The organism is Novosphingobium sp. PhB57 (assembly GCF_004342985.1).
Lineage (GTDB): Bacteria > Pseudomonadota > Alphaproteobacteria > Sphingomonadales > Sphingomonadaceae > Novosphingobium.
The window spans coordinates 1,436,902-1,454,562 of record NZ_SMBO01000001.1; the positions used below are offsets into that span (position 1 = coordinate 1,436,902).

Annotated in this window: 18 protein-coding genes and 1 pseudogene; 6 read left to right on the plus strand and 13 right to left on the minus strand. The window is 64.7% G+C overall.

The window, feature by feature from the left end:
- The first annotated feature begins 65 nt into the window (after positions 1-65).
- A complete protein-coding gene (locus EDF58_RS06565) occupies positions 66-701 on the plus strand; it encodes a d(CMP) kinase (protein WP_132263654.1) in 636 nt (211 codons plus the stop codon).
- 27 nt (positions 702-728) lie between these two features.
- Here EDF58_RS06565 and EDF58_RS06570 read toward each other — a convergent pair whose 3' ends face one another.
- On the minus strand, positions 729-1,520 hold the full coding sequence (locus EDF58_RS06570) for an aspartyl/asparaginyl beta-hydroxylase domain-containing protein (RefSeq protein ID WP_132263656.1): 792 nt from the start codon (positions 1,518-1,520) through the stop codon (positions 729-731).
- Positions 1,521-1,881: 361 nt separating this feature from the next.
- On the opposite strand from EDF58_RS06570, the gene rpsA reads away from it, so the two are divergent.
- Together rpsA and gloB are read left to right on the plus strand one after the other, a co-directional pair.
- Positions 1,882-3,594 carry a 30S ribosomal protein S1 gene (rpsA, locus tag EDF58_RS06575; protein ID WP_132263657.1) on the plus strand — a complete coding sequence of 571 codons (1,713 nt, stop codon included), beginning with the start codon at positions 1,882-1,884 and terminating at the stop codon, positions 3,592-3,594.
- 164 nt (positions 3,595-3,758) lie between these two features.
- Complete coding sequence (gene gloB / locus EDF58_RS06580; protein WP_132263659.1) at positions 3,759-4,529, plus strand: hydroxyacylglutathione hydrolase; 771 nt, start codon at positions 3,759-3,761, stop codon at positions 4,527-4,529.
- Between the two features lie 44 nt (positions 4,530-4,573).
- Here the strand turns inward: gloB and purT are convergent, their stop codons facing one another.
- The 10 genes from purT to EDF58_RS06630 all read right to left on the minus strand — a co-directional run bounded on the left by purT (position 4,574) and on the right by EDF58_RS06630 (position 14,349).
- On the minus strand, positions 4,574-5,740 hold the full coding sequence (purT, locus tag EDF58_RS06585) for a formate-dependent phosphoribosylglycinamide formyltransferase (protein ID WP_132263661.1): 1,167 nt from the start codon (positions 5,738-5,740) through the stop codon (positions 4,574-4,576).
- Positions 5,741-5,771: 31 nt separating this feature from the next.
- Positions 5,772-7,130 (minus strand): magnesium transporter, encoded by a 1,359-nt coding sequence (gene mgtE, locus EDF58_RS06590; RefSeq protein WP_132263662.1) that lies wholly within the window; start codon positions 7,128-7,130, stop codon positions 5,772-5,774.
- 281 nt (positions 7,131-7,411) lie between these two features.
- Positions 7,412-8,020, minus strand: coding sequence for a hypothetical protein (locus EDF58_RS06595; protein ID WP_207912823.1), 609 nt, complete (start codon positions 8,018-8,020; stop codon positions 7,412-7,414).
- Positions 8,013-8,507 (minus strand): ATPase, encoded by a 495-nt coding sequence (locus EDF58_RS06600; RefSeq protein ID WP_132263664.1) that lies wholly within the window; start codon positions 8,505-8,507, stop codon positions 8,013-8,015. The genes EDF58_RS06595 and EDF58_RS06600 overlap by 8 nt, the downstream gene beginning before the upstream one ends.
- A 98-nt stretch (positions 8,508-8,605) precedes the next feature.
- The gene (locus tag EDF58_RS06605) at positions 8,606-8,830 is read right to left on the minus strand and encodes a F0F1 ATP synthase subunit C (protein WP_007013775.1); all 225 of its coding nucleotides are present in this window, start codon (positions 8,828-8,830) and stop codon (positions 8,606-8,608) included.
- A gap of 40 nt (positions 8,831-8,870) precedes the next feature.
- Positions 8,871-9,656: a F0F1 ATP synthase subunit A gene (locus EDF58_RS06610; protein WP_021233351.1), complete on the minus strand. Its 786-nt coding sequence runs from the start codon at positions 9,654-9,656 to the stop codon at positions 8,871-8,873.
- A 53-nt stretch (positions 9,657-9,709) separates the two neighbouring features.
- Entirely contained in the window at positions 9,710-10,030 is a 321-nt protein-coding gene (locus EDF58_RS06615; protein ID WP_132263665.1) for an AtpZ/AtpI family protein, read from the minus strand.
- Between the two features lie 409 nt (positions 10,031-10,439).
- Positions 10,440-10,835, minus strand: a complete 396-nt coding sequence (locus EDF58_RS06620; RefSeq protein WP_132263667.1) for a YdbL family protein — start codon at positions 10,833-10,835, stop codon at positions 10,440-10,442.
- The gene (locus EDF58_RS06625; RefSeq protein WP_132263668.1) at positions 10,835-11,122 is read right to left on the minus strand and encodes a YnbE family lipoprotein; all 288 of its coding nucleotides are present in this window, start codon (positions 11,120-11,122) and stop codon (positions 10,835-10,837) included. Before EDF58_RS06625 ends, EDF58_RS06620 begins: the two co-directional genes overlap by 1 nt.
- The gene (locus EDF58_RS06630) at positions 11,119-14,349 is read right to left on the minus strand and encodes a YdbH domain-containing protein (RefSeq protein WP_243654102.1); all 3,231 of its coding nucleotides are present in this window, start codon (positions 14,347-14,349) and stop codon (positions 11,119-11,121) included. The genes EDF58_RS06625 and EDF58_RS06630 overlap by 4 nt, the downstream gene beginning before the upstream one ends.
- Positions 14,350-14,393: 44 nt before the next feature.
- Here EDF58_RS06630 and EDF58_RS06635 point away from each other — a divergent pair.
- The 3 genes and pseudogenes from EDF58_RS06635 to EDF58_RS06645 all read left to right on the plus strand — a co-directional run.
- Positions 14,394-14,891 (plus strand): annotated as a pseudogene (locus EDF58_RS06635) (UPF0758 domain-containing protein); the annotation flags it as partial.
- Positions 14,892-15,371: 480 nt separating this feature from the next.
- Positions 15,372-16,256, plus strand: coding sequence for a hypothetical protein (locus tag EDF58_RS06640; protein ID WP_132263670.1), 885 nt, complete (start codon positions 15,372-15,374; stop codon positions 16,254-16,256).
- Positions 16,257-16,264: 8 nt separating this feature from the next.
- Entirely contained in the window at positions 16,265-16,603 is a 339-nt protein-coding gene (locus EDF58_RS06645) for a hypothetical protein (RefSeq protein WP_132263671.1), read from the plus strand.
- A gap of 183 nt (positions 16,604-16,786) precedes the next feature.
- Here the strand turns inward: EDF58_RS06645 and EDF58_RS26080 are convergent, their stop codons facing one another.
- Together EDF58_RS26080 and EDF58_RS06650 are read right to left on the minus strand one after the other, a co-directional pair.
- On the minus strand, positions 16,787-16,927 hold the full coding sequence (locus EDF58_RS26080; protein WP_207912825.1) for a hypothetical protein: 141 nt from the start codon (positions 16,925-16,927) through the stop codon (positions 16,787-16,789).
- Complete coding sequence (locus EDF58_RS06650) at positions 16,924-17,496, minus strand: recombinase family protein (protein ID WP_132263673.1); 573 nt, start codon at positions 17,494-17,496, stop codon at positions 16,924-16,926. Before EDF58_RS06650 ends, EDF58_RS26080 begins: the two co-directional genes overlap by 4 nt.
- Positions 17,497-17,661: the final 165 nt, after the last annotated feature.

The window sequence follows — 17,661 nt, forward strand, 5'->3', positions numbered from 1 at the left end:
CAAACCTACGGCGCCGGCTCGACCAGCCCCTTGCCTTGGCCGCGCCAAGCCGCCAAGAGCCCGCGATGATCATCGCCGTCGACGGACCCACCGCATCGGGCAAAGGCACTATCGCCAAGGCCCTCGCAGAGCATTACGGCCTGCCCCACCTCGATACCGGACTGCTTTACCGCGCCGTCGGCCGCCAGTGCTTCCTCGACGGCGGCAATCCCGACGATCCGGTGGCCGCCCTTGCCGCATGTGCCTTTCCGGACGCATTCCTGAGCGACCCGGAACTCCGTTCGGAAGCGAGCGGCGGCCTTGCAAGCCGCGTCTCGATCCACCCCGCGGTGCGGCAGGCCCTGTTCGAACGCCAGCGCAGCTTCGCCACGCAGGCCGGCGGTGCCGTGCTCGACGGGCGAGATATCGGCACGGTGATCGCGCCCGAGGCAGAGGCCAAACTCTTCGTGACCGCTTCGGTGGAAGCCCGCGCCCAGCGCCGCCATCTCGAAATGGAGGCGCAGGGCCGCGATGTCTCGCTGGATGAGATCGCCGCCGACTTGTCCGCCCGCGACGCCCGCGACCGCGGCCGCAAGGACGCCCCGCTCGTGGCGGCAGATGACGCCGTGCTGCTCGATACGTCCGACCTCGGCCGCGACGCAGCAATCGCCGCGGCCATCGCCGCGGTCGAAGCGCGCGCGCGCCGATCGCCAGCTCTTTGACATCAAGGCCCTCTGGAAGGCGGGCCTTCAATCCCGCGCGCGGTTGCGCCAGCGCTCGACCCCGGCCCGGGCGTCCTGCACGAAGCGCGAACGCCGCACGCCTTCCAGGAACAGGTTGCCCACGATCCACCCCACGGGACCGACCGGGCGCTTGAACTGCACGAGCAGGACGATGCGCGTTTCTTCGCTGTCATTCCTCACTTCGTGGTTGAAGACATCGTCGAAAACCAGACACTTGCCTTCCTGCCACTCCAGCCAATCGTCGACCACGCGCATCCGGCACTCCCCGGATTCGCGCGGCACCTGGATGCCGAGGTGGCACGTCAGGAACGCTTTCGAGACGCCGGTGTGGGCCGGCAGGTGCGTGCCTGGAACGAGCACGGAAAAGAACGCCGAATTCAGGCCGGGTATGCGCGAAATCAACTCGGCCGTGCGCGGACAGGCCCGGCAATTGGGCTCGTCCCGGTAGCGATAGCCGACCAGGAAGTAGGACCGCCAGCGCCCGGCCGGAGCGATGCGCCGATGGTCGGGTGAAATCGTCGCCAGTGGAGGAACTTCCTCCAGGTCCTGGAGCACGGCCGCGGCTTCCTCACGGATGGCCTCCCAGTTGTCTTCCAGCAGGCGGGTCCAGCGGAAATTCGCCGGATCGTGAACCGGCACGTCCGGTACGCGCGAACTGCGGGCAATCCAGCGGTTCGTCCTGGGCTGCATCCATTTCCCGAAACGCAGGATCCAGTTCGGCTTCGGGACCAGCGCCTTGCTGGGGGCCATCGTTGCATCGAGTCTGTCTGGGATCGGTGACGTAGCGTGCTCGGCCATGAAGGCTCCTCGAACGAAGTGTCCCGCGCTCCCCCATATCTCAGGCCGAAGGTCAGGACAGGGCGGGACAATGGCGCTTTTCCGAGGCGGCCACAAGACGGCCGCCCTGCCCGGTTCCGACGGACCGCCGCCATCCGTCGGCGAACCGGGCAGGCCGGCATTTTCCTTGCATTTTGGCGCTCCGGCGCGTAGGGGCCGCCGGTCTGGAAAGCCCTTGCGCTGAAAGGACGCTGCGGAAGGCATCCGGCCCCCGTGGCAGTACGGCCCTTTTGGCCCGCCGCCCGCATGGTGCGGACGCGCGGAGGAAAGACCGGCGGATTCAACCGCCTGGCCGGAAATACGTGAACAGGAAAGACCTTTAATGGCTAGTTCTGCCAATCCGACTCGCGACGATTTCGCGAAAATGCTCGACGACCAGCTCGGCGGCGTCGCCGACGACGGCTTTGAAGGCCGCGTGGTCAAGGGCACCATCACCGCCATCGAAAACGACAAGGCCGTCATCGACGTTGGCCTCAAGAGCGAAGGCCGCGTGCCGCTGCGCGAATTCGCGCGCGGTGAAGGCGAGCACGGCCTGAAGGTCGGTGACGAAGTCGAAGTCTACGTCGACCGCGTCGAAAACGCCGACGGCGAAGCGATGCTGTCGCGCGACCGCGCCCGCCGCGAAGCCGCGTGGGACAAGCTCGAAAACGAATTCGGTGAAGGCAAGCGCGTCGAAGGCGTGATCTTCGGCCGCGTCAAGGGCGGCTTCACCGTCGACCTCGACGGCGCCGTTGCCTTCCTCCCCGGCTCGCAGGTCGACATCCGCCCCGTGCGCGACGTCACCCCGCTGATGGACGTGCCGCAGCCCTTCCAGATCCTGAAGATGGACCGTCGCCGCGGCAATATCGTCGTGTCGCGCCGTGCCGTCCTCGAAGAAACGCGCGCCGAACAGCGCAGCGAGCTGATCGACAAGCTGAGCGAAGGCCAGGTCATCGAAGGCGTCGTCAAGAACATCACCGACTACGGTGCGTTCGTTGACCTCGGCGGCATCGACGGCCTGCTCCATGTCACCGACATGAGCTACAAGCGCGTCAACCACCCGAGCGAAGTGATCGCCATCGGCGACACCGTGAAGGTGCAGATCATCCGCATCAACCAGGACACCCAGCGCATCAGCCTCGGCATGAAGCAGCTGGAAAGCGATCCGTGGGAAGGCGCAGCCGTCAAGTACCCCGTGGGCGCCAAGCTCACCGGCACCGTCACGAACATCACCGAATACGGTGCCTTCGTGGAACTGGAAGCCGGCATCGAGGGCCTTGTCCACGTTTCGGAAATGTCCTGGACCAAGAAGAACGTCCACCCCGGCAAGATCGTCTCGACCTCGCAGGAAGTCGAAGTGGTCGTTCTCGAAGTCGATTCGGACAAGCGCCGCATCTCGCTCGGCCTCAAGCAGGCTCAGCAGAACCCCTGGGAAGCCTTCGCCGAGAAGCACCCCGTCGGTTCGCAGGTTGAAGGCGAAGTCAAGAACGCCACTGAATTCGGCCTGTTCATCGGTCTCGACGGCGACGTCGACGGCATGGTCCACATGTCGGACATCGCCTGGGGCATCTCGGGCGAAGACGCGCTGGCTCTGCACCGCAAGGGCGAGCAGGTTTCGGCCGTTGTTCTCGACGTCGACGTCGAGAAGGAACGCATCAGCCTCGGCATGAAGCAGCTTGAGCGTGGCGCTCCGGCCGCTGGCGGCGTTGCCGCAACCGGCGGCAGCTCGCTGCGTCGTAGCGAAGTCGTCACCGTCACCGTTCTCGAAGTTCGCGACGGCGGCCTGGAAGTCCAGGCTGGCGACGATGGCGCCACCGGCTTCATCAAGCGTTCGGACCTCGGCCGCGACCGCGACGAGCAGCGCCCCGACCGCTTCCAGGTCGGCCAGAAGCTCGACGCCATGGTCACCGGCTTCGATCGTTCGAAGAAGCCGAACTTCTCGGTCAAGGCCCGCCAGCTGGCCGAAGAGAAGGAAGCCGTGGAACAGTACGGTTCGTCGGACTCGGGCGCTTCGCTCGGCGACATCCTCGGCGAAGCCCTCAAGAACCGTTCGTAAGAACGCTTCCGGGCTTCACCGCAAGGTGAACCATCAAAGGCCCGTCCGGAGCAATCCGGGCGGGCTTTTGCTTTTCCGGCGGTCGCCATCGCGCGCGCGCCTTGCTTCCAGGCTCTTTCGCGCACCGCTCCGAAGGCTTACATCGCCCGGCAAGGAGACGCCCGATGCTCGAAGTTCACCAGTTCCCCTGCCTCAGCGACAATTACGGCTATCTGCTGCACGATCCCGTCAGCGGGGAAACCGCCTGCATCGATACGCCCGATGCCGATGAGTACCTCCGCCAGGCCGGGCACAAGGGCTGGCAGATCACGCAGATCTGGAACACGCACTGGCATCCCGACCACGCCGGCGGCAATGCGGCGATCAAGGCCTGCACCAATTGCACCATCACCGCTCCGCTGGACGATGCCGGGAAGATCGAAGGCGTCGACCGGACCGTGTCTCAGGGAGAGGTCGTCATGCTGGGCAACTGGAAGGCCCATGTCATCGACGTAGGCGGCCATACCATGGGCCATTGCGCCTACTACCTACCCGAGGCGCAGATCGCTTTCGTCGGCGATTCGGTCTTTGCGCTGGGCTGCGGGCGCATGTTCGAAGGTCAGCCCGCGCAGTTCTGGGCGAGCCTCCAGCGCATCAAGGCGCTGCCGGTGGACACGATGCTCTACTGCGCCCACGAATATACCGCGGCGAATGCCCGCTTCGCGCTCCATGCCGATCCGGACAATGCCGAGTTGGCCGCTTATGCCGAAGACATCGCGCGCGCGCGCGCAGCGGGCCTGCCGACAGTCCCCACCAAGCTCGGCCGCGAGCTGCTGACGAACCCGTTCCTGCGCGCGGACGCCCCCGCTATCCAGGCGCGCTGGGCGCCGGAGGGCGAGGCCGGAGATGCCGTGGCGACCTTTGCCGCTCTGCGCGAGGCCAAGAACACCTTCTAGCGGCTGTTTCGCGGAGGCAGGGATTTCCCCTGCCCCGCATAGTGCTATTCGTAGACGATCCGCAGTTTCGCGGCGGCTTCTGCAGCGATCCGCCGCGCTTCATCGGTGTCGCTTGCCAGCGCCAGGGCGACACCCATGCGGCGATAGGGTCGCGTCGTGGGCTTGGCGAAGACCCGCAGGTCCACCTCGCCGCCCGGCGTCGCCAGGACATCCGCCAGCCCCTCGTAGGCGAAAACCTCGGCCTCGCGGTCGGCCAGGATCACGGCCGAGGCACTCGGGCCGCGAAGGGTGACTTCGGGGACCGGAAGGCCCAGGATGGCCCGCGCGTGCAGATCGAACTCCGAAAGGTTCTGCGAGATCAGCGTGACCATGCCGGTGTCGTGCGGGCGCGGCGAGAGTTCGGAGAAGATCACGTCTTCGCCTTTCACGAAGAACTCCACCCCGAAGATGCCGTAGCCGCCAAGATCGTCCACGACTTTGCGCGCCATGTCCTGAGCCGCGGCGATCGCCGCGGGCGCCATGGGCGTCGGCTGCCAGGATTCCTGGTAGTCGCCGCGTTCCTGCCGGTGGCCGATCGGCGGGCAGAACGACACGCCCTCGCGGCTGCGCACGGTCAGCAGCGTGATTTCGTAATCGAAATCGACGAACTCTTCGACGATCACCCGGGCCCGGTCGCCGCGCATGTTGGCGACGGCATAGTCCCAGGCCTTCTCCAGATCGGCCGCATCCCGCACGGTGCTCTGGCCCTTGCCCGAAGAGGACATGACCGGCTTGATCACGCAAGGCAGCCCCGTGTGCTCGGCGCCGGTCAAGACTTCGCCCAGGTTCTCGGCATAGCGATAGCGCGAGGTGCGCAATCCGAGTTCGGTCGCGGCCACTTCGCGGATGCGGTCGCGGTTCATGGTCATCTGCGTCGCCCGCGCCGATGGCACCACGCAGAAGCCTTCCGCCTCCACTTCCGCCAGCACTTCGGTGCGGATGGCCTCGACTTCGGGCACGATGAAGTCCGGCCGGTGCTTCTCGATGGCGGCGCGCAGCCGCTCCCCGTCAAGCATCGAGAAGACTTCGAAAGCATCGGCCACCTGCATCGCCGGCGCGCCCTCGTAAGCATCGCAGGCCACGACCTCGCAGCCGAGCCGCTTGGCCGAGATCACGAATTCGCGCCCCAGTTCGCCCGAACCGAGCAGCAGGATCTTCGCGGTGAATGGCATGGCGGCCGGTCCTTTCGTTTGGCTTTGCGCCCTAGAGCAGCGTCCCGGAGAGAATCGCAAGAGCGATGGTGAAATAGATCACCAGCCCCGTGACATCGACCAGGGTCGCGACGAATGGTGCGGAGGCGCTGGCCGGGTCGAAACCGAGCCTTTGCAGCAGGAACGGCAGCATGGATCCAGCCAGGGAGCCGAAAGTGACGATCCCCACCAGCCCCGCCGAAACGGTCGTGGCGATCAGCATCCAGTGGCTGCCGTAATCGTAGAAACCGAGGGCCTGCCAGGCCGCGATCCGGGCGAAGCCGACCGCGCCGAGGATCGCGCCCAGCACTAGCCCTGCAGGGAGTTCGCGCAAGGCGACGCGCCACCAGTCGCGCAGGCGGACCTGCCCCATGGCGAGCGCCCGGATGATGAGCGACGTCGCCTGGCTGCCGCTGTTACCGCCCGAACTCATGATGAGCGGGATGAACAGCGTGAGCACGACTGCGCGCGCCAGCTCGTCCTCGAAATGCTGCATCGCGCTGGCCGTGAGCATTTCCGAAAGGAACAGCACGCTGAGCCACCCTGCCCGCTTGCGGATCATCTCGAAGAACCCGGTCTCCAGATAGGCCCGGTCCAGCGCCTCGACCCCGCCGAACTTCTGCACATCCTCTGTATGTTCGGCGACGAGTGCGTCAAGCACGTCATCCACGGTGACGATGCCCAGAGGTCGTCCGGCATCGTCGACCACCGGCAGCGCCAGCAGGTCATGACGGCGGATCAGATCGGCCACGACCTCGCGGTCGGTGTCGGGCGTCACGGTGACCGGCTCGCGGTCGCGGGCAAGGTCGATCGCGGGCGAATCGGGCGCCGCGGCGATCAGACGGCGCAGCGAGATCGTGGCTTCGAGGCGGCCGGCCTCGTCCATGAGGAACACCGAGTAGACGGTCTCGCGGCTGCGTTCGACCGTGCGGATGAGATCGAGCACATCGGCCACGCTGGACGAAGCCCGCGCCGCGACGAACTCCGTCGTCATCATGCCGCCTGCGCTGTCCTCGGGCCATGCCAGGAGGCTGCGCAGCGACGAGCGCACTTCCGGGGCCAGCGCCGCCAGGATCTGTGCGGCCACGCCCTCGTCCATCTCGGCCAGGACGTCCGCCGCGCGGTCCTCGGCCATTTGCGCCACCAGATGAACCGCACGCGGCAGCGGCAGCAAGGCCAGAGCTTCGGCAGCGCCGGTGAATTCGGGGCGGTCGAGCGTCGCCACGGCGCGCACGTCGGCCATGCGGCCAAGCTTGGCGGCGGCCGCCTCGGGCGGCAGCGCCTGAAGCATCTCGACGATATCGGCAATATAGAGCCCGCGCTTGGCGGGACGGGCACCGGCAGTCATGCCGGCGAGGAGGTCGTTCACCATCATCACACCTTTCGTCCGCACGACCCGGGCGGACGACGGCCAGCGAGAACTAGCGGACGACCTCCGGGCGTGCGGTCCTACTGGAACTGTCGCTTGACATGTCCTCGCTTCCTGAAACACCGCAGCAACACTGGCTGCGCGGTCGTCGCTCTGATCCCAAATGCGCGGGGCGTCAACTGCCGATCGGCGCTATGCCGACCCCAGCGTGACCGCAATCGGGACACAAAAAAGCCCCCGCGCAGCGCGCGGAGGCTTTTTTGTTCGATAGCGAACCGGCGGTATCAGATACCGGCGATCGCCTGGTCGACCAGCGCCTTGTCGGCATCGACCGAGTGGTTGGCGCGGATCAGCCCGCTGGCGGCAGCCGCCGCAGCAGCAGCAGCCTGCTGGCGCAGTTCGGTAACGGCCGCGCGTTCGACGGCGCCGATCTTGTCCTGCGCCATCTTTTCGCGGCGGGCGATCACGTCCGTCGTGTCGGCCTGGGCCTTGGCGACGATCGTTTCCGCCTCATGACGGGCATGCTCGAGCAGAGCCGCGGCGTCCTTTTCGGCACCGGCGATCTTGTCGGCATATTCCTTGCGCAGGGCTTCCGCCTCGGCGCGAAGGGTCTTGGCCTCTTCGAGCTGCGCCTTGATCTCGGCGATCTTGCCGTCCAGACCGCCCGAAATCATCTTGGGCAGGCCCTTCCAGACCATGATCGCCAGGAGCACCAGCATCGAGGCGCTGACGACCGCGACCGGCGGGGCGACGCCCAGCAGCAGCGGTTCGGCATGATGCTCGACGCCCTCGTGGGTCTCGGCACCCTGGGTTCCGGCCATCTCGGCAGCCTCGTGCGAGGTGCCTTCGGCAACGACGGTGTCCGTGGTGGACAGCTGCGTGTTGTCAGCCATGGACCAGGTTCTCCTTCACGGCGGAACGAACCGCGCCATCGTCGAGAGTCAGGCCGGCGATGCGGCTGACGATCTCGCGCGTGGCGTCGGCGGCGACGTCCTCGATCTCCGCGGCAGCCGAACGGCGAGCCTGGGAAATGCGGGTTTCGGCTTCGGCGAGCGTGGCGTCGATTGCAACCTGTGCGGTCGCGAGACGCTCCGTCGTGACGGCAGCGGCCTTGGCGCGGGCTTCCGCGATAAGGGTCTGCGCCTCGGCGCGGTTGGCGTTCTCACGCGTGCGCCAGGCTTCCTCCTCCGCATCGGCCTGAGCGCGAGCGCGTTCGGCGGCGGCGAGGTCGTCGGCAATCTGCTTGTCGCGCTGCGCAACCGTATCCATGACCTTGGGAACCATTCCCCGTCCGACGACGAAGAACGTGAAGCCGAAGAAGATCAGCATCCAGAAGATCTGGCTGGAATAGGTCGCGGCTAGCTGTGCGATCTGAGGCATGGGTCAGCCCTGTCTCGAAGTGGCCGGTAGAATTCTTGCGTCCTCTCCGGCCGCCCAACCAAAGGGTTCGGGCAGCCGGAGGGGATCAGTGCGCGCGATCAGGCGAAGATCAGCAGCGCGGCAACGACGAACGACAGCAGGCCGAGAAGTTCGGCGCCGGCGAAGCCGATGAAGAGGCGGCCCTGCTGGGCGTCCGCGGCGCCCGGATTGCGCAGTGCGCCTTCGAGGAACTTGGCGAAAACGCTACCCACGCCGATCGAGGCGAGGCCGCAACCGATAGCAGCGAGACCGGCACCAAGCAGCTTTGCAGCTTCTGCGTCCATTTCAAAAACTCCCTTTGGAAAACTCGAGTGAGACTGAAAATCAGTGAAGGTTCTCTGCGTCGTTCAGATAGACGCAAGTGAGAAGAGCGAAAACGTAGGCCTGGATGCCGGCGACGAGCAGCTCGAGAGCGCAGATGCCGACCATCAGGATGAAGCTGGGCAGCCCGGCGATGGCGAAGAGGCCGATACCGGCATTGCCCGAGCTGATGACGAAGCTCGAAAGAACCTCAAGAAGGACGTGGCCGGCCATCATCGCAACAAAGAGACGCAGGCCGAGGCTGAACGGGCGCACCAGGAAGGAGATCAGTTCCACGCAGAAGATCAGCGGGATCATGATGACCGGGGTGCCGTGCGGCACGAACAGCGAGAAGAAGTGCAGCTTGTGCTTCGCGAAACCGACGATCAGGACGATTGCGAAGGAAAGCACCGCGAGAACGCCCGTGGCCGAGAAATGGCTTGTGAACGTGAAGGCATGGAGGCCGATCACGCCCAGCGGCAGCAGGCCGAGGAAGTTCGCGAAAAGAATGAACATGAAGAGCGAGAAGATGTACGGAACGTACTTCTTGCCGCCGGGGCCGACGTTGGCAGCCAGCATGCCGTCGATGAAGCCGGTGAAGCTTTCGACTGCCATCTGCCAGCGGCCGGGAACGAGCTGGCGCTTCATGCCGCCAGCGACGAAGAACGCCAGCGTCACGGCGGCGATCGCCATCCACAGCGTGCTGTTGGTGAAGGCGATGTTGTAACCGGCGATGCTCCAGCCTTCCGAGCCGAACAACGGCTGGATGCTGAACTGGTGCATCGGATCGACCTTCGCTTCGGCTGCCACGCGAATATCCCTGTCGCCAATGAACGACAGCGCCCTTACTCACCCCCCTTGGGTCAATCCGGGCGCCGGTTCGAATTCCTGATAATATTCCTGAAGGCGACGAATATTCCTGCGAACATCATCACCATCAGACCCCAGGGCGATGTTCCGGCGAAGTGATCGATCACCCAACCAAGGAACAGACCACCGGCAACCCCGCCGAGCAAGTCGGCCAGGACGCGGTTTCCGGCACGATAGGCATCGTCCGTTTCCGCACCCGCGACCGGCCTTTGACGCTTCACCTCGCGCTCACGAAGGGCTTTCAGCCGATCGTCCAGCGTATCGAGGCGCGCATCTTCGCCAACAGGTTCCCGTGCGGACGGCTCGTCGTTCATGTCAGGTTCCTCCTCCAGGAAAGGATGACGCGTTCAACGGCTGCCCGCCGAGGGCGCCGACCCCTTAGGGTGGGGCTATTCCCGAGTCAACCATGGCAGGACGCGCACGGCAACAGTTGTTCACACGGATACCCGTATGCCCAAGTGCCGAACAGGGCTGGAAAATGGGGCTGGGCCGGCAATACCGCAAGGACGATACCGAAGAAATTCCTCGTAAAAGCCACAGCCGCGTCCCGCCCCGGTCAAGCGGCGCGGCGACTTGTCGGTTCAACGTCGCAGCGCCGTCGTGAAAGAGACACACGAAAAAGGGCGGCTGGATGTCCAACCGCCCTGTCGGGTTCTGCTTTTGGGCCTTCGGCCATGCTCGCTTTCGCCTGGCGCCATTCGGAGGCCGCGCAGGCGCCGCCGATCACGGGCAGCGGGCGTCGCGCTCGGGCGCTCCGGCGCCGCGGGTTTTCCACGTTCCGTCGGGCGCCTGGTACTTCTCACCAGGCTGGGTCTGCGAGATCAGACGGCACGCGGTGGCGAAGGCATATTCCTCGATGGTGCTCTTGCCCGCGGCCTTTTCCGTGTAGATGGCGCGGCGCTTGTTGTTCAGGTCGCGTACCATCGCCTGGACCGCCGCGGACTGGCCGCCGATAACGCCCAGATAGCCGTCCTTCTGCTCACCGACCTGGCCCGCAGAGCGCGCTGCCGCATATGCGGGATCGCGGCCTTCCTGTGCCAGCGCCATGCTGCCGCCGCCAAGAGCCAGGGCCATTGCGCCGATCAGGCCGACGGGTCTGCTGAAAACGGTCTTGCTCATCAGAATACGCCTTCGTTTTCCTTGATCGTGTTCTCCGCATCCTGGGAGAGACGATAGATCACTTCCTGCCTGATGTTGATGTTGAGCTCTATCACGATCGGCTTGTCGGGCGCCGTCACGTTGACGCAGCCGGCAAGGGCCGATCCCAGGCCCGTCATCATCATCACGGCGCATGCGGCGCGCCGGCCGGACCGGGAAGCAAGCTGCTGCGCGAAATATCGTACCGGACTCATCATCGCCGGGCTTGTCGCAGCCGGAGTGCTTCCGGTCAATTCCAGGGCCTTCATGGATTATTCTCGCTGACTGGAGGCTGAATGGTGGCTGGCGCGGGACGAATCGAGTTCGGGTCATTCGAGAGCTGGCCCTGCGCCGGAAGCTGGTTGGGGATCCCCAGGGTGCGCGGATCGGTCAGGTAGGTCGGATCGTAGAGCGAGCGCATCGAGCCGAAGAGGCTGAAGAACGGCGCCTTGATCTTGACGATGAACCGGATCGGCAGCTTCGCCACCTGCCGCGTGAGGAAATTCTTGTCTGCGGACGAGCCCTGGCTGAGCCCGTCGAAAGCGATGCGCGTCAGGATGTCACCCGAGATCGAGCCGTTCAGGCCGATCTCCATGTGTTTGTAATCGACCGACTTGAGCGCGCCGAAGGCGAAGTTGCCCATGGCCGACAGGTCCTTGTAGGTCAGCGCGCCGAGATAGCTGACATTGCCGCCCGGATCACGCGAGGCCAGGTAGCCGTCGACGATGCGGCCGCCCTGCTCGTCGAAGACGATCGGCACTTCGCCGTCGAAGACGCCGCTGGCGTTGATATTCGTCAGTTCGAGATGCTGCACGAACGTCGCGGCGTCGAGGCCGCGGACGTTGAGCTTGTAGTGCCGCGTCTCGGAGGCACCGATTCGCATCGTCGCCGGATCGAGCGTGAGCGTGCCCGACATGAAAGGCCATTTCGCGCCGTTGATCCGCAGCAGATAGCCCGGCTCCATCTGGAAGCCGACGACGCCGTCATTGACTTCGATGCCCGGGTTGACCGAGGCGATCCTGAGCTGCTGGTCCGGCGCGGTGACGAAACCGAGCAGGTCGGTGAAAACCACGTCGCCGCTGAGGCCCTTCACCGGGCCGAAGGCGGCGGCGAAGTCCAGGCCGTCCGAGGAGAACCGGCCGGTGCTGGTGACGCCGCGCTCGTTCCAGTCGATTCGACCCGTGCCATGAAGCGAACCGCGCAAGTCCGAAACGATGCCGAGCAGCAGCGGAGAGAGCGCTTCGGCCTGAAGGTTCTTGTCGAAAGTGATGCCAGCCACGCTCAGATCGGCATGGCCGCTGGTCTTGCCGAGGTCGTGGACAATGTCGGCGCGAACCACCTCGTGGTCGCTGCTGGGCTCACGCATGACGGCCTGCGCGGTGATGACATTGTTTTCCAGCCGCAGGCTGCCGTCACGGGCGATCAGCGGCTGGAAGCGCGGCACCGCCTGCCGGTCGACCAGAGTGAAGCGTGCCCGGTCGATCGTGAGGATACCCCCGGCATAGCGCCAGTTGCCCGCGGTCTGGCGCAGATCGAGCGGGACGGCCGCTAGCCCGATGTCCGCTTCGTCGAAAGTGCCGCCGATATCCTTGCCCACTTGCGCGTCGAGGCGGGCGAGCTGGAAACGCGACGGCGCATCTGCGGGACCGAGAGCGACATCGATGCCCTTGGCGGTCAGCGCGCCGGGCCGACCCGCCAGCTGCGCATAGCCCAGCGGCCCGCTGGCGATCCGGATCGGCGTCTGGCCGAGCCGGCCCGACACGTCGAGATTCGGGACGCCCAGCGCAATGTCGAGTCCGCTGCCGCGGCTGCGCAGGATCGCGCCGCCGGGCGCGGGGCAGACTTGCAGGCTGCGCCGCTCCAGCGTCAGGTTCGCAAAGGCGAGGCTGTCGAAACCGATTTTCGTGCAGGCGTTCCAGACCGCCAGCGCGCCGTCGGCGCCCCAGCGCCCGTCGACCGGCAGGACGAGGCCCTTCGCGGCGCCGCCCGGCAGGGCGCCGGAGAGCCGCGCCTCGCCGGCAAAGCGCATGGCGCCATCAGGTGATTGGGTGAGCGCGAGGTGCGGCACGGCCAGGCGCGAATCGCCGGCGGCATATTCGGGCATGGCCACCTGCAGCGCGAGGCGTCCGCGCGCATCGCTTTCCATGCGCCCGGAGATCTGTGGCAGGCCCTGCCCGCCGCTCGCGAAATTGCCGGTCACGACCGGGCGGCGGCCGCTGTCGGTCTCGGCGCCGAACTGCGCCTGCACGCGCGAGAGCGTCAGCAGCGAGGCGCCGCTGGTGCCGTGCAGATTGCCGCGCGGCACCACCAGGGTCAGGCCCTCCTGCCCGCGGCGCAGCACCAGGTTGGCGGAGAGCGTGCTGGCGCGGGTTTCGCGTGCCAGGGCGGTGCGGAATTGCCGGGCCAGTGGCGCGGCCAGCGTGCCCTCCCCGGACTGGACTGCCTTGGCGAGCAGCGAATCGACCGATTCGCCGATCGCCAGCCGCTTGCCGCCAATGTCGCCCTCCAGATCGAAGCGGGCGAGGCCGTGGCTGGAACGCATCCGGCCATCGAAGCCCAGCTCCCCGATTCGGGCCTGCGAAGTGGCGACATCGCGCGCGGCGGCCTTGAAATTCGCGTTGAGCGCCTCGCCCCGATACGTGAAGCGGCCCGATCCGGTGAGCGCGGCGAGGCGATTTCCCGCTATCCGCAGGGCGCCGCCTTCAAGGCCGAGGCGGCCCTCCCCACCGTCCAGCCGCCGGTCGAGCACGACATCGAGCTGCATCCCGCTGGCGGCGAGTTGCAAGTCGCGCGCGCGGCAGGTCACGCCGCCGGTTCGCAGCGGCCCCTTGAAGCGCGGACGCTCGCCGGAGATGGACAGCTTGCCGTAAAGCGTGGCGAGCCCGGTCTCGCAGCCATCGACCGCGAGGCGAGGGGACACCACCGCCAATTCACCGCCGAAACCGCCGCGCAGTCCGCCCGCGCCGGTCAATTTCGCGGCCAGGCGGCCATAATCGCTTTCGATCAGCGCGCGTCCGTCCACCACGGCCACGTCGAGGTCGGGCAAGGGGTGGTCCTTGTCACCGCCGCCGCTTGCCAGCGCCTTGTCGAGCGCGCCCAGGCTCAGCTTGCCCTGATGGAGCGCACCGAACAGACGCGGGCGAACGACGGTGATCCGGCCGATGCCCGGCCAGCCCCAGGTCAGCCGGGTGGCGACGCGCAGTTCCTCGATCGTGAGGTCCGGATGCTTCGGATCGCCGATCACGAGATTGCGAATCACCTGCTCCGAAGGGCCGATGCGAACGATCCGGTAAGTGGCCGGCAGGCCGAGCTTGTGCAGCTGGTCGGCAATGATGTCGTCGGCGATGTCCTTGCGCCAGGCCCAGGCGCCCGCAAGTCCTGCCCCCACCACGGCCAGCATACCCAGCGCCGCCACGCGCCGCCCGAGGCGACGGGCCGGCTGCGGCAAATCCGCCGGTACGGTAGGTTGGTCCTGCTGCTGCGACATCCGGTCCATCACTTGCGCTTGCCTTCCGGGAAAGGCAATTGTCTGTACGCGTTATGCCCGAGCAAGACCGTCTCTTCGATGAACCTGTAGCCCCGGCGGGCCGCGATTCCGTGTCCGTCGTCGCGGCGGTCGGCCCCGATGCCGGGAACGACCCCAGCGGTCACCGTGCAAGGCTGAGGAAGCGGTTGGTCGAAGGCGGGGCGGAAGCTTTGGGCGATCACGAGGTGATAGAACTCCTGCTGATGCAGGCCGTTCCCCGCCGCGACATGAAGCCTCTGGCCCGCAGCCTGATCCATCGCTTCGGCTCGCTCGCGGCCGTGCTTCAGGCCGATCCGCGCACGTTGGGCGGCCATCCGGGCATGGGCGAGGCCAGCGTGGCCGCGCTGCGCGTGGTGACCGTGGCGGCCACCCGCCTCGCTCGGCAGACAGTGCGCGAGAAGCCGGTTATCGGCTCGTGGCAGGCGCTGATCGACTATCTGACGATCGACATGGCGCACCTGACGCTGGAACGCGTTCGCGTGCTTTATCTCAACACTAGAAACATGGTTGTGCAGATAGGAGCCCACCAACGTCACTGCTTGCTGAACAGTGACCATGAAAGCCTCCACTCAGTTGCGTAAATTGCATCGAAATTTCGGCAGAATTGCAAAGAATGATATCGTCAAATTGGGGGCTCGGCGCGGATACGATGTCTATGCCTTGTTCCAATTGCCCCCTGACAAAAGTGTGTAGCCTCGAATTTCCCCTCCCGACCAACGTCAGCGCGCTTCGTTCAAGGCGCGGCCGTCCCCTCCCCGTAGGCGAATACCGCTGTACGTTCGCCTGTGCGGGCCTGACGGTGAGAAAGTTGGTTGTGCATGGAAGCCATGCTCACTGCGTGAACTTTCATCCGGATTGATAGCACCCGCTATCTTTTGAACATACGAAAAATTCCTTCTTCGATACGAGAACGCTGATGAGACCTGAGTCTCATCAAACCGAGGACGTGCGCGTCCTCGATGATAAATAAGTTAAAACAAGCATGTGATCTCTTGAAAATTCAAATTCCGACTACGCGCGATGCGCTCCTTTCCTACTACGACCTCAGTGATGAATTTCGACGCCGCCTTGATAGCTGCGGTACTCCGGCAAATTGGGGCTGGGTTTTTTGCAAGACTTTCGCTTGCCAGCGCTGCCGGAAATATCGCGCGCGCGACTGGGCTGCCGAGGCATCTGCACTCTTCAGCGAGAGCCGGGCTGAAAATCTGCACTGGGTAACAATCATGCTGGAGCCGATCGCTGATCTCACCCGAATTCGCCCGCAGTTGAAGAAGGCCCGGAAGGATCTGCGCAATTTGATAGCGCGATTTCGCGCCCAGGACGAACGAGCGACGCAACTGCGGATGTATGGCGCTTTTGAGACCGACTGGTACCCCACCCATCACGTCCCCCGGCTGAGCGGCTACAAGCTGACGCAGCTTGCCAAAATCGGTTTCGACTACACGGCTTCGGAGGTGTGGTTTCCGCACTTGCACGTCTTGGTAGACCTGGGCGGCGCGAGCGAGGCTGGATTCCGCGATCTTTTGACTCGAAAATGGCCAGGGCACCGACGCGTCCATTTTCGGAACCTTGATGAGACGAGATCGCGGGAAACAAATATCGCCAACCTGATGTCGTACGTCCTGAAGTGCAAGCACTACTACCGGCTGGACCCTTTCCGCGATGAGACCGCGTCGGTCTCGAGGTGGCCCGCACACGTCGTTGCCCGGTTCCATGAAGAAATCTTCGCTCACGGCAATTTCGCCTTCGTCCGCTTTCATCTTAAACCGGTTGAAGATAAATCCTTGAGCGAAATCGATGAACTCGAAGCAGAAGACTCGTCTTTCTACTTCACCTCGTCAATAAGTCAAAACTCGTATTCTTTATATATTAACTAGAGGAAATCATGATTAACTACGAAAGGTCACTTTATAATCTTCACCTACTTGCCGTACAACTTGCGCGTGAGCTTGGCGAGGCCATCCAGGCGGAAGGCAGCCTTCCTGAAACGCACCTTGATGAAGATGCCGCAGAGGCGGCGCGCAAGGCGCGTGAGCAAATCGCTAGCGCCGATCACAAGAAGTCGGCGGCGGCGGACCGGTACCGTACGGCCGTGAAGAAAGCCGAAGGCAAGCCGGAGTTCGGGCGGAAAGCATCTGATGCGAGCCAGAAATACCAGGCGTCGATGAAACGTGCTGACACCAGCATACGGAATGCCCGCTCAAAGCTGCGGAACGATCGATGAGGAGGCACATGTGGGCGGCCGCATTAACAGCCTCGCTTCCGCTGGAGCCGTCCACCGCAGGAGCGGTGGTGACCCGGTCAATCCACTGGTGCGAAAATTTCTGTGTTGGCCGGTGGTCCTATCATCGGGCGCGCCCAGATCGCGCTTTCCTCGCCTTCGAGTATGAAGAAGACTGCGACGGGTTCATGGGACAATTGTGATCTGGAGAACGGCGCAGCCATACTGGATCGCAGCCAACGCCCGCGCCTGCGCGATGTCACGGGCCACCAGTTTCGTCTTTGAAATTCCTGCCTTCGTGCGCAGCGTGATGGTGAAAGTCGTCACGAGGCGCAACAACGTTTGACAGTCGCGGGGCTGATGGAAAACTGCTTCGCAGTTTCACGAATGCTCGCCCGGTTGTGTCGTCGCCAAGATGCCACCTCAGCCGGATCCGCCGCTTTCGGCCTGCCCAGGGAGGATTTACCGCGATGCGTTTTTCCCGTGACCGCAAGCGCGGATCTCGCAGCACTTCGCCCAGCTTCGCATCTCTCCCGAATGCGTGCACGCTCCATGTCAGCAACCTGAGCAAGGACAGCGAGGATTAGCTCGCCAACCCCGGTCCCTATGCTGCCCAGGCCGTAAACATCGACCGTGACTCCCCGCTTGAGCAATCCCCGGACGGTGGCTTGAACGTCGAGCGCGTCACGGCCGAGCCTGTCCACCGCGAAAACACAAACGGTATCTCCGGAACGGACATAGCGAAGCAGCGCGCTGAAACCCGGGCGCTGCGCGGCTGGCACCGCTCCCGAAATCCCCTCGTCCGAAAACGCTTCATCGCAGGATCCGAGCGCCTCCTTCTGCGCTTGGATCGATTGGTCAGATCCCGAGACTCGATAGTAGTTGATACGGCTCATCATCATCGACCTATGGATCAAAAGATACATCCCATTAATGAGCCATGGCTCAATTGTAAAACGTTATCTTTTGATACAGCTTCATCCCGCAAGATTGCCAGGGTCCAAAAGGATCAAGTTGTGAGCCGGGCGCGTCCATGTGCAGCGGCGGCGGATCGACCGTTG

What these genes read in the sequence shown, in the direction of transcription:
- EDF58_RS06605 (WP_007013775.1), bottom strand. Translation starts at nt 8,830, where the DNA reads ATGGACGCAGAAGCTGCAAAGCTGCTTGGTGCCGGTCTCGCTGCTATC.
- gloB (WP_132263659.1), top strand. Translation starts at nt 3,759, where the DNA reads ATGCTCGAAGTTCACCAGTTCCCCTGCCTCAGCGACAATTACGGCTAT.
- purT (WP_132263661.1), bottom strand. Translation starts at nt 5,740, where the DNA reads ATGCCATTCACCGCGAAGATCCTGCTGCTCGGTTCGGGCGAACTGGGG.
- mgtE (WP_132263662.1), bottom strand. Translation starts at nt 7,130, where the DNA reads ATGGTGAACGACCTCCTCGCCGGCATGACTGCCGGTGCCCGTCCCGCC.
- EDF58_RS06570 (WP_132263656.1), bottom strand. Translation starts at nt 1,520, where the DNA reads ATGGCCGAGCACGCTACGTCACCGATCCCAGACAGACTCGATGCAACG.
- EDF58_RS06615 (WP_132263665.1), bottom strand. Translation starts at nt 10,030, where the DNA reads ATGAACGACGAGCCGTCCGCACGGGAACCTGTTGGCGAAGATGCGCGC.
- EDF58_RS06625 (WP_132263668.1), bottom strand. Translation starts at nt 11,122, where the DNA reads ATGAAGGCCCTGGAATTGACCGGAAGCACTCCGGCTGCGACAAGCCCG.
- EDF58_RS06620 (WP_132263667.1), bottom strand. Translation starts at nt 10,835, where the DNA reads ATGAGCAAGACCGTTTTCAGCAGACCCGTCGGCCTGATCGGCGCAATG.
- rpsA (WP_132263657.1), top strand. Translation starts at nt 1,882, where the DNA reads ATGGCTAGTTCTGCCAATCCGACTCGCGACGATTTCGCGAAAATGCTC.
- EDF58_RS06565 (WP_132263654.1), top strand. Translation starts at nt 66, where the DNA reads ATGATCATCGCCGTCGACGGACCCACCGCATCGGGCAAAGGCACTATC.
- EDF58_RS06645 (WP_132263671.1), top strand. Translation starts at nt 16,265, where the DNA reads ATGATTAACTACGAAAGGTCACTTTATAATCTTCACCTACTTGCCGTA.
- EDF58_RS06630 (WP_243654102.1), bottom strand. Translation starts at nt 14,349, where the DNA reads ATGGACCGGATGTCGCAGCAGCAGGACCAACCTACCGTACCGGCGGAT.
- EDF58_RS06600 (WP_132263664.1), bottom strand. Translation starts at nt 8,507, where the DNA reads ATGCCTCAGATCGCACAGCTAGCCGCGACCTATTCCAGCCAGATCTTC.
- EDF58_RS06595 (WP_207912823.1), bottom strand. Translation starts at nt 8,020, where the DNA reads ATGGCTGACAACACGCAGCTGTCCACCACGGACACCGTCGTTGCCGAA.
- EDF58_RS06650 (WP_132263673.1), bottom strand. Translation starts at nt 17,496, where the DNA reads ATGAGCCGTATCAACTACTATCGAGTCTCGGGATCTGACCAATCGATC.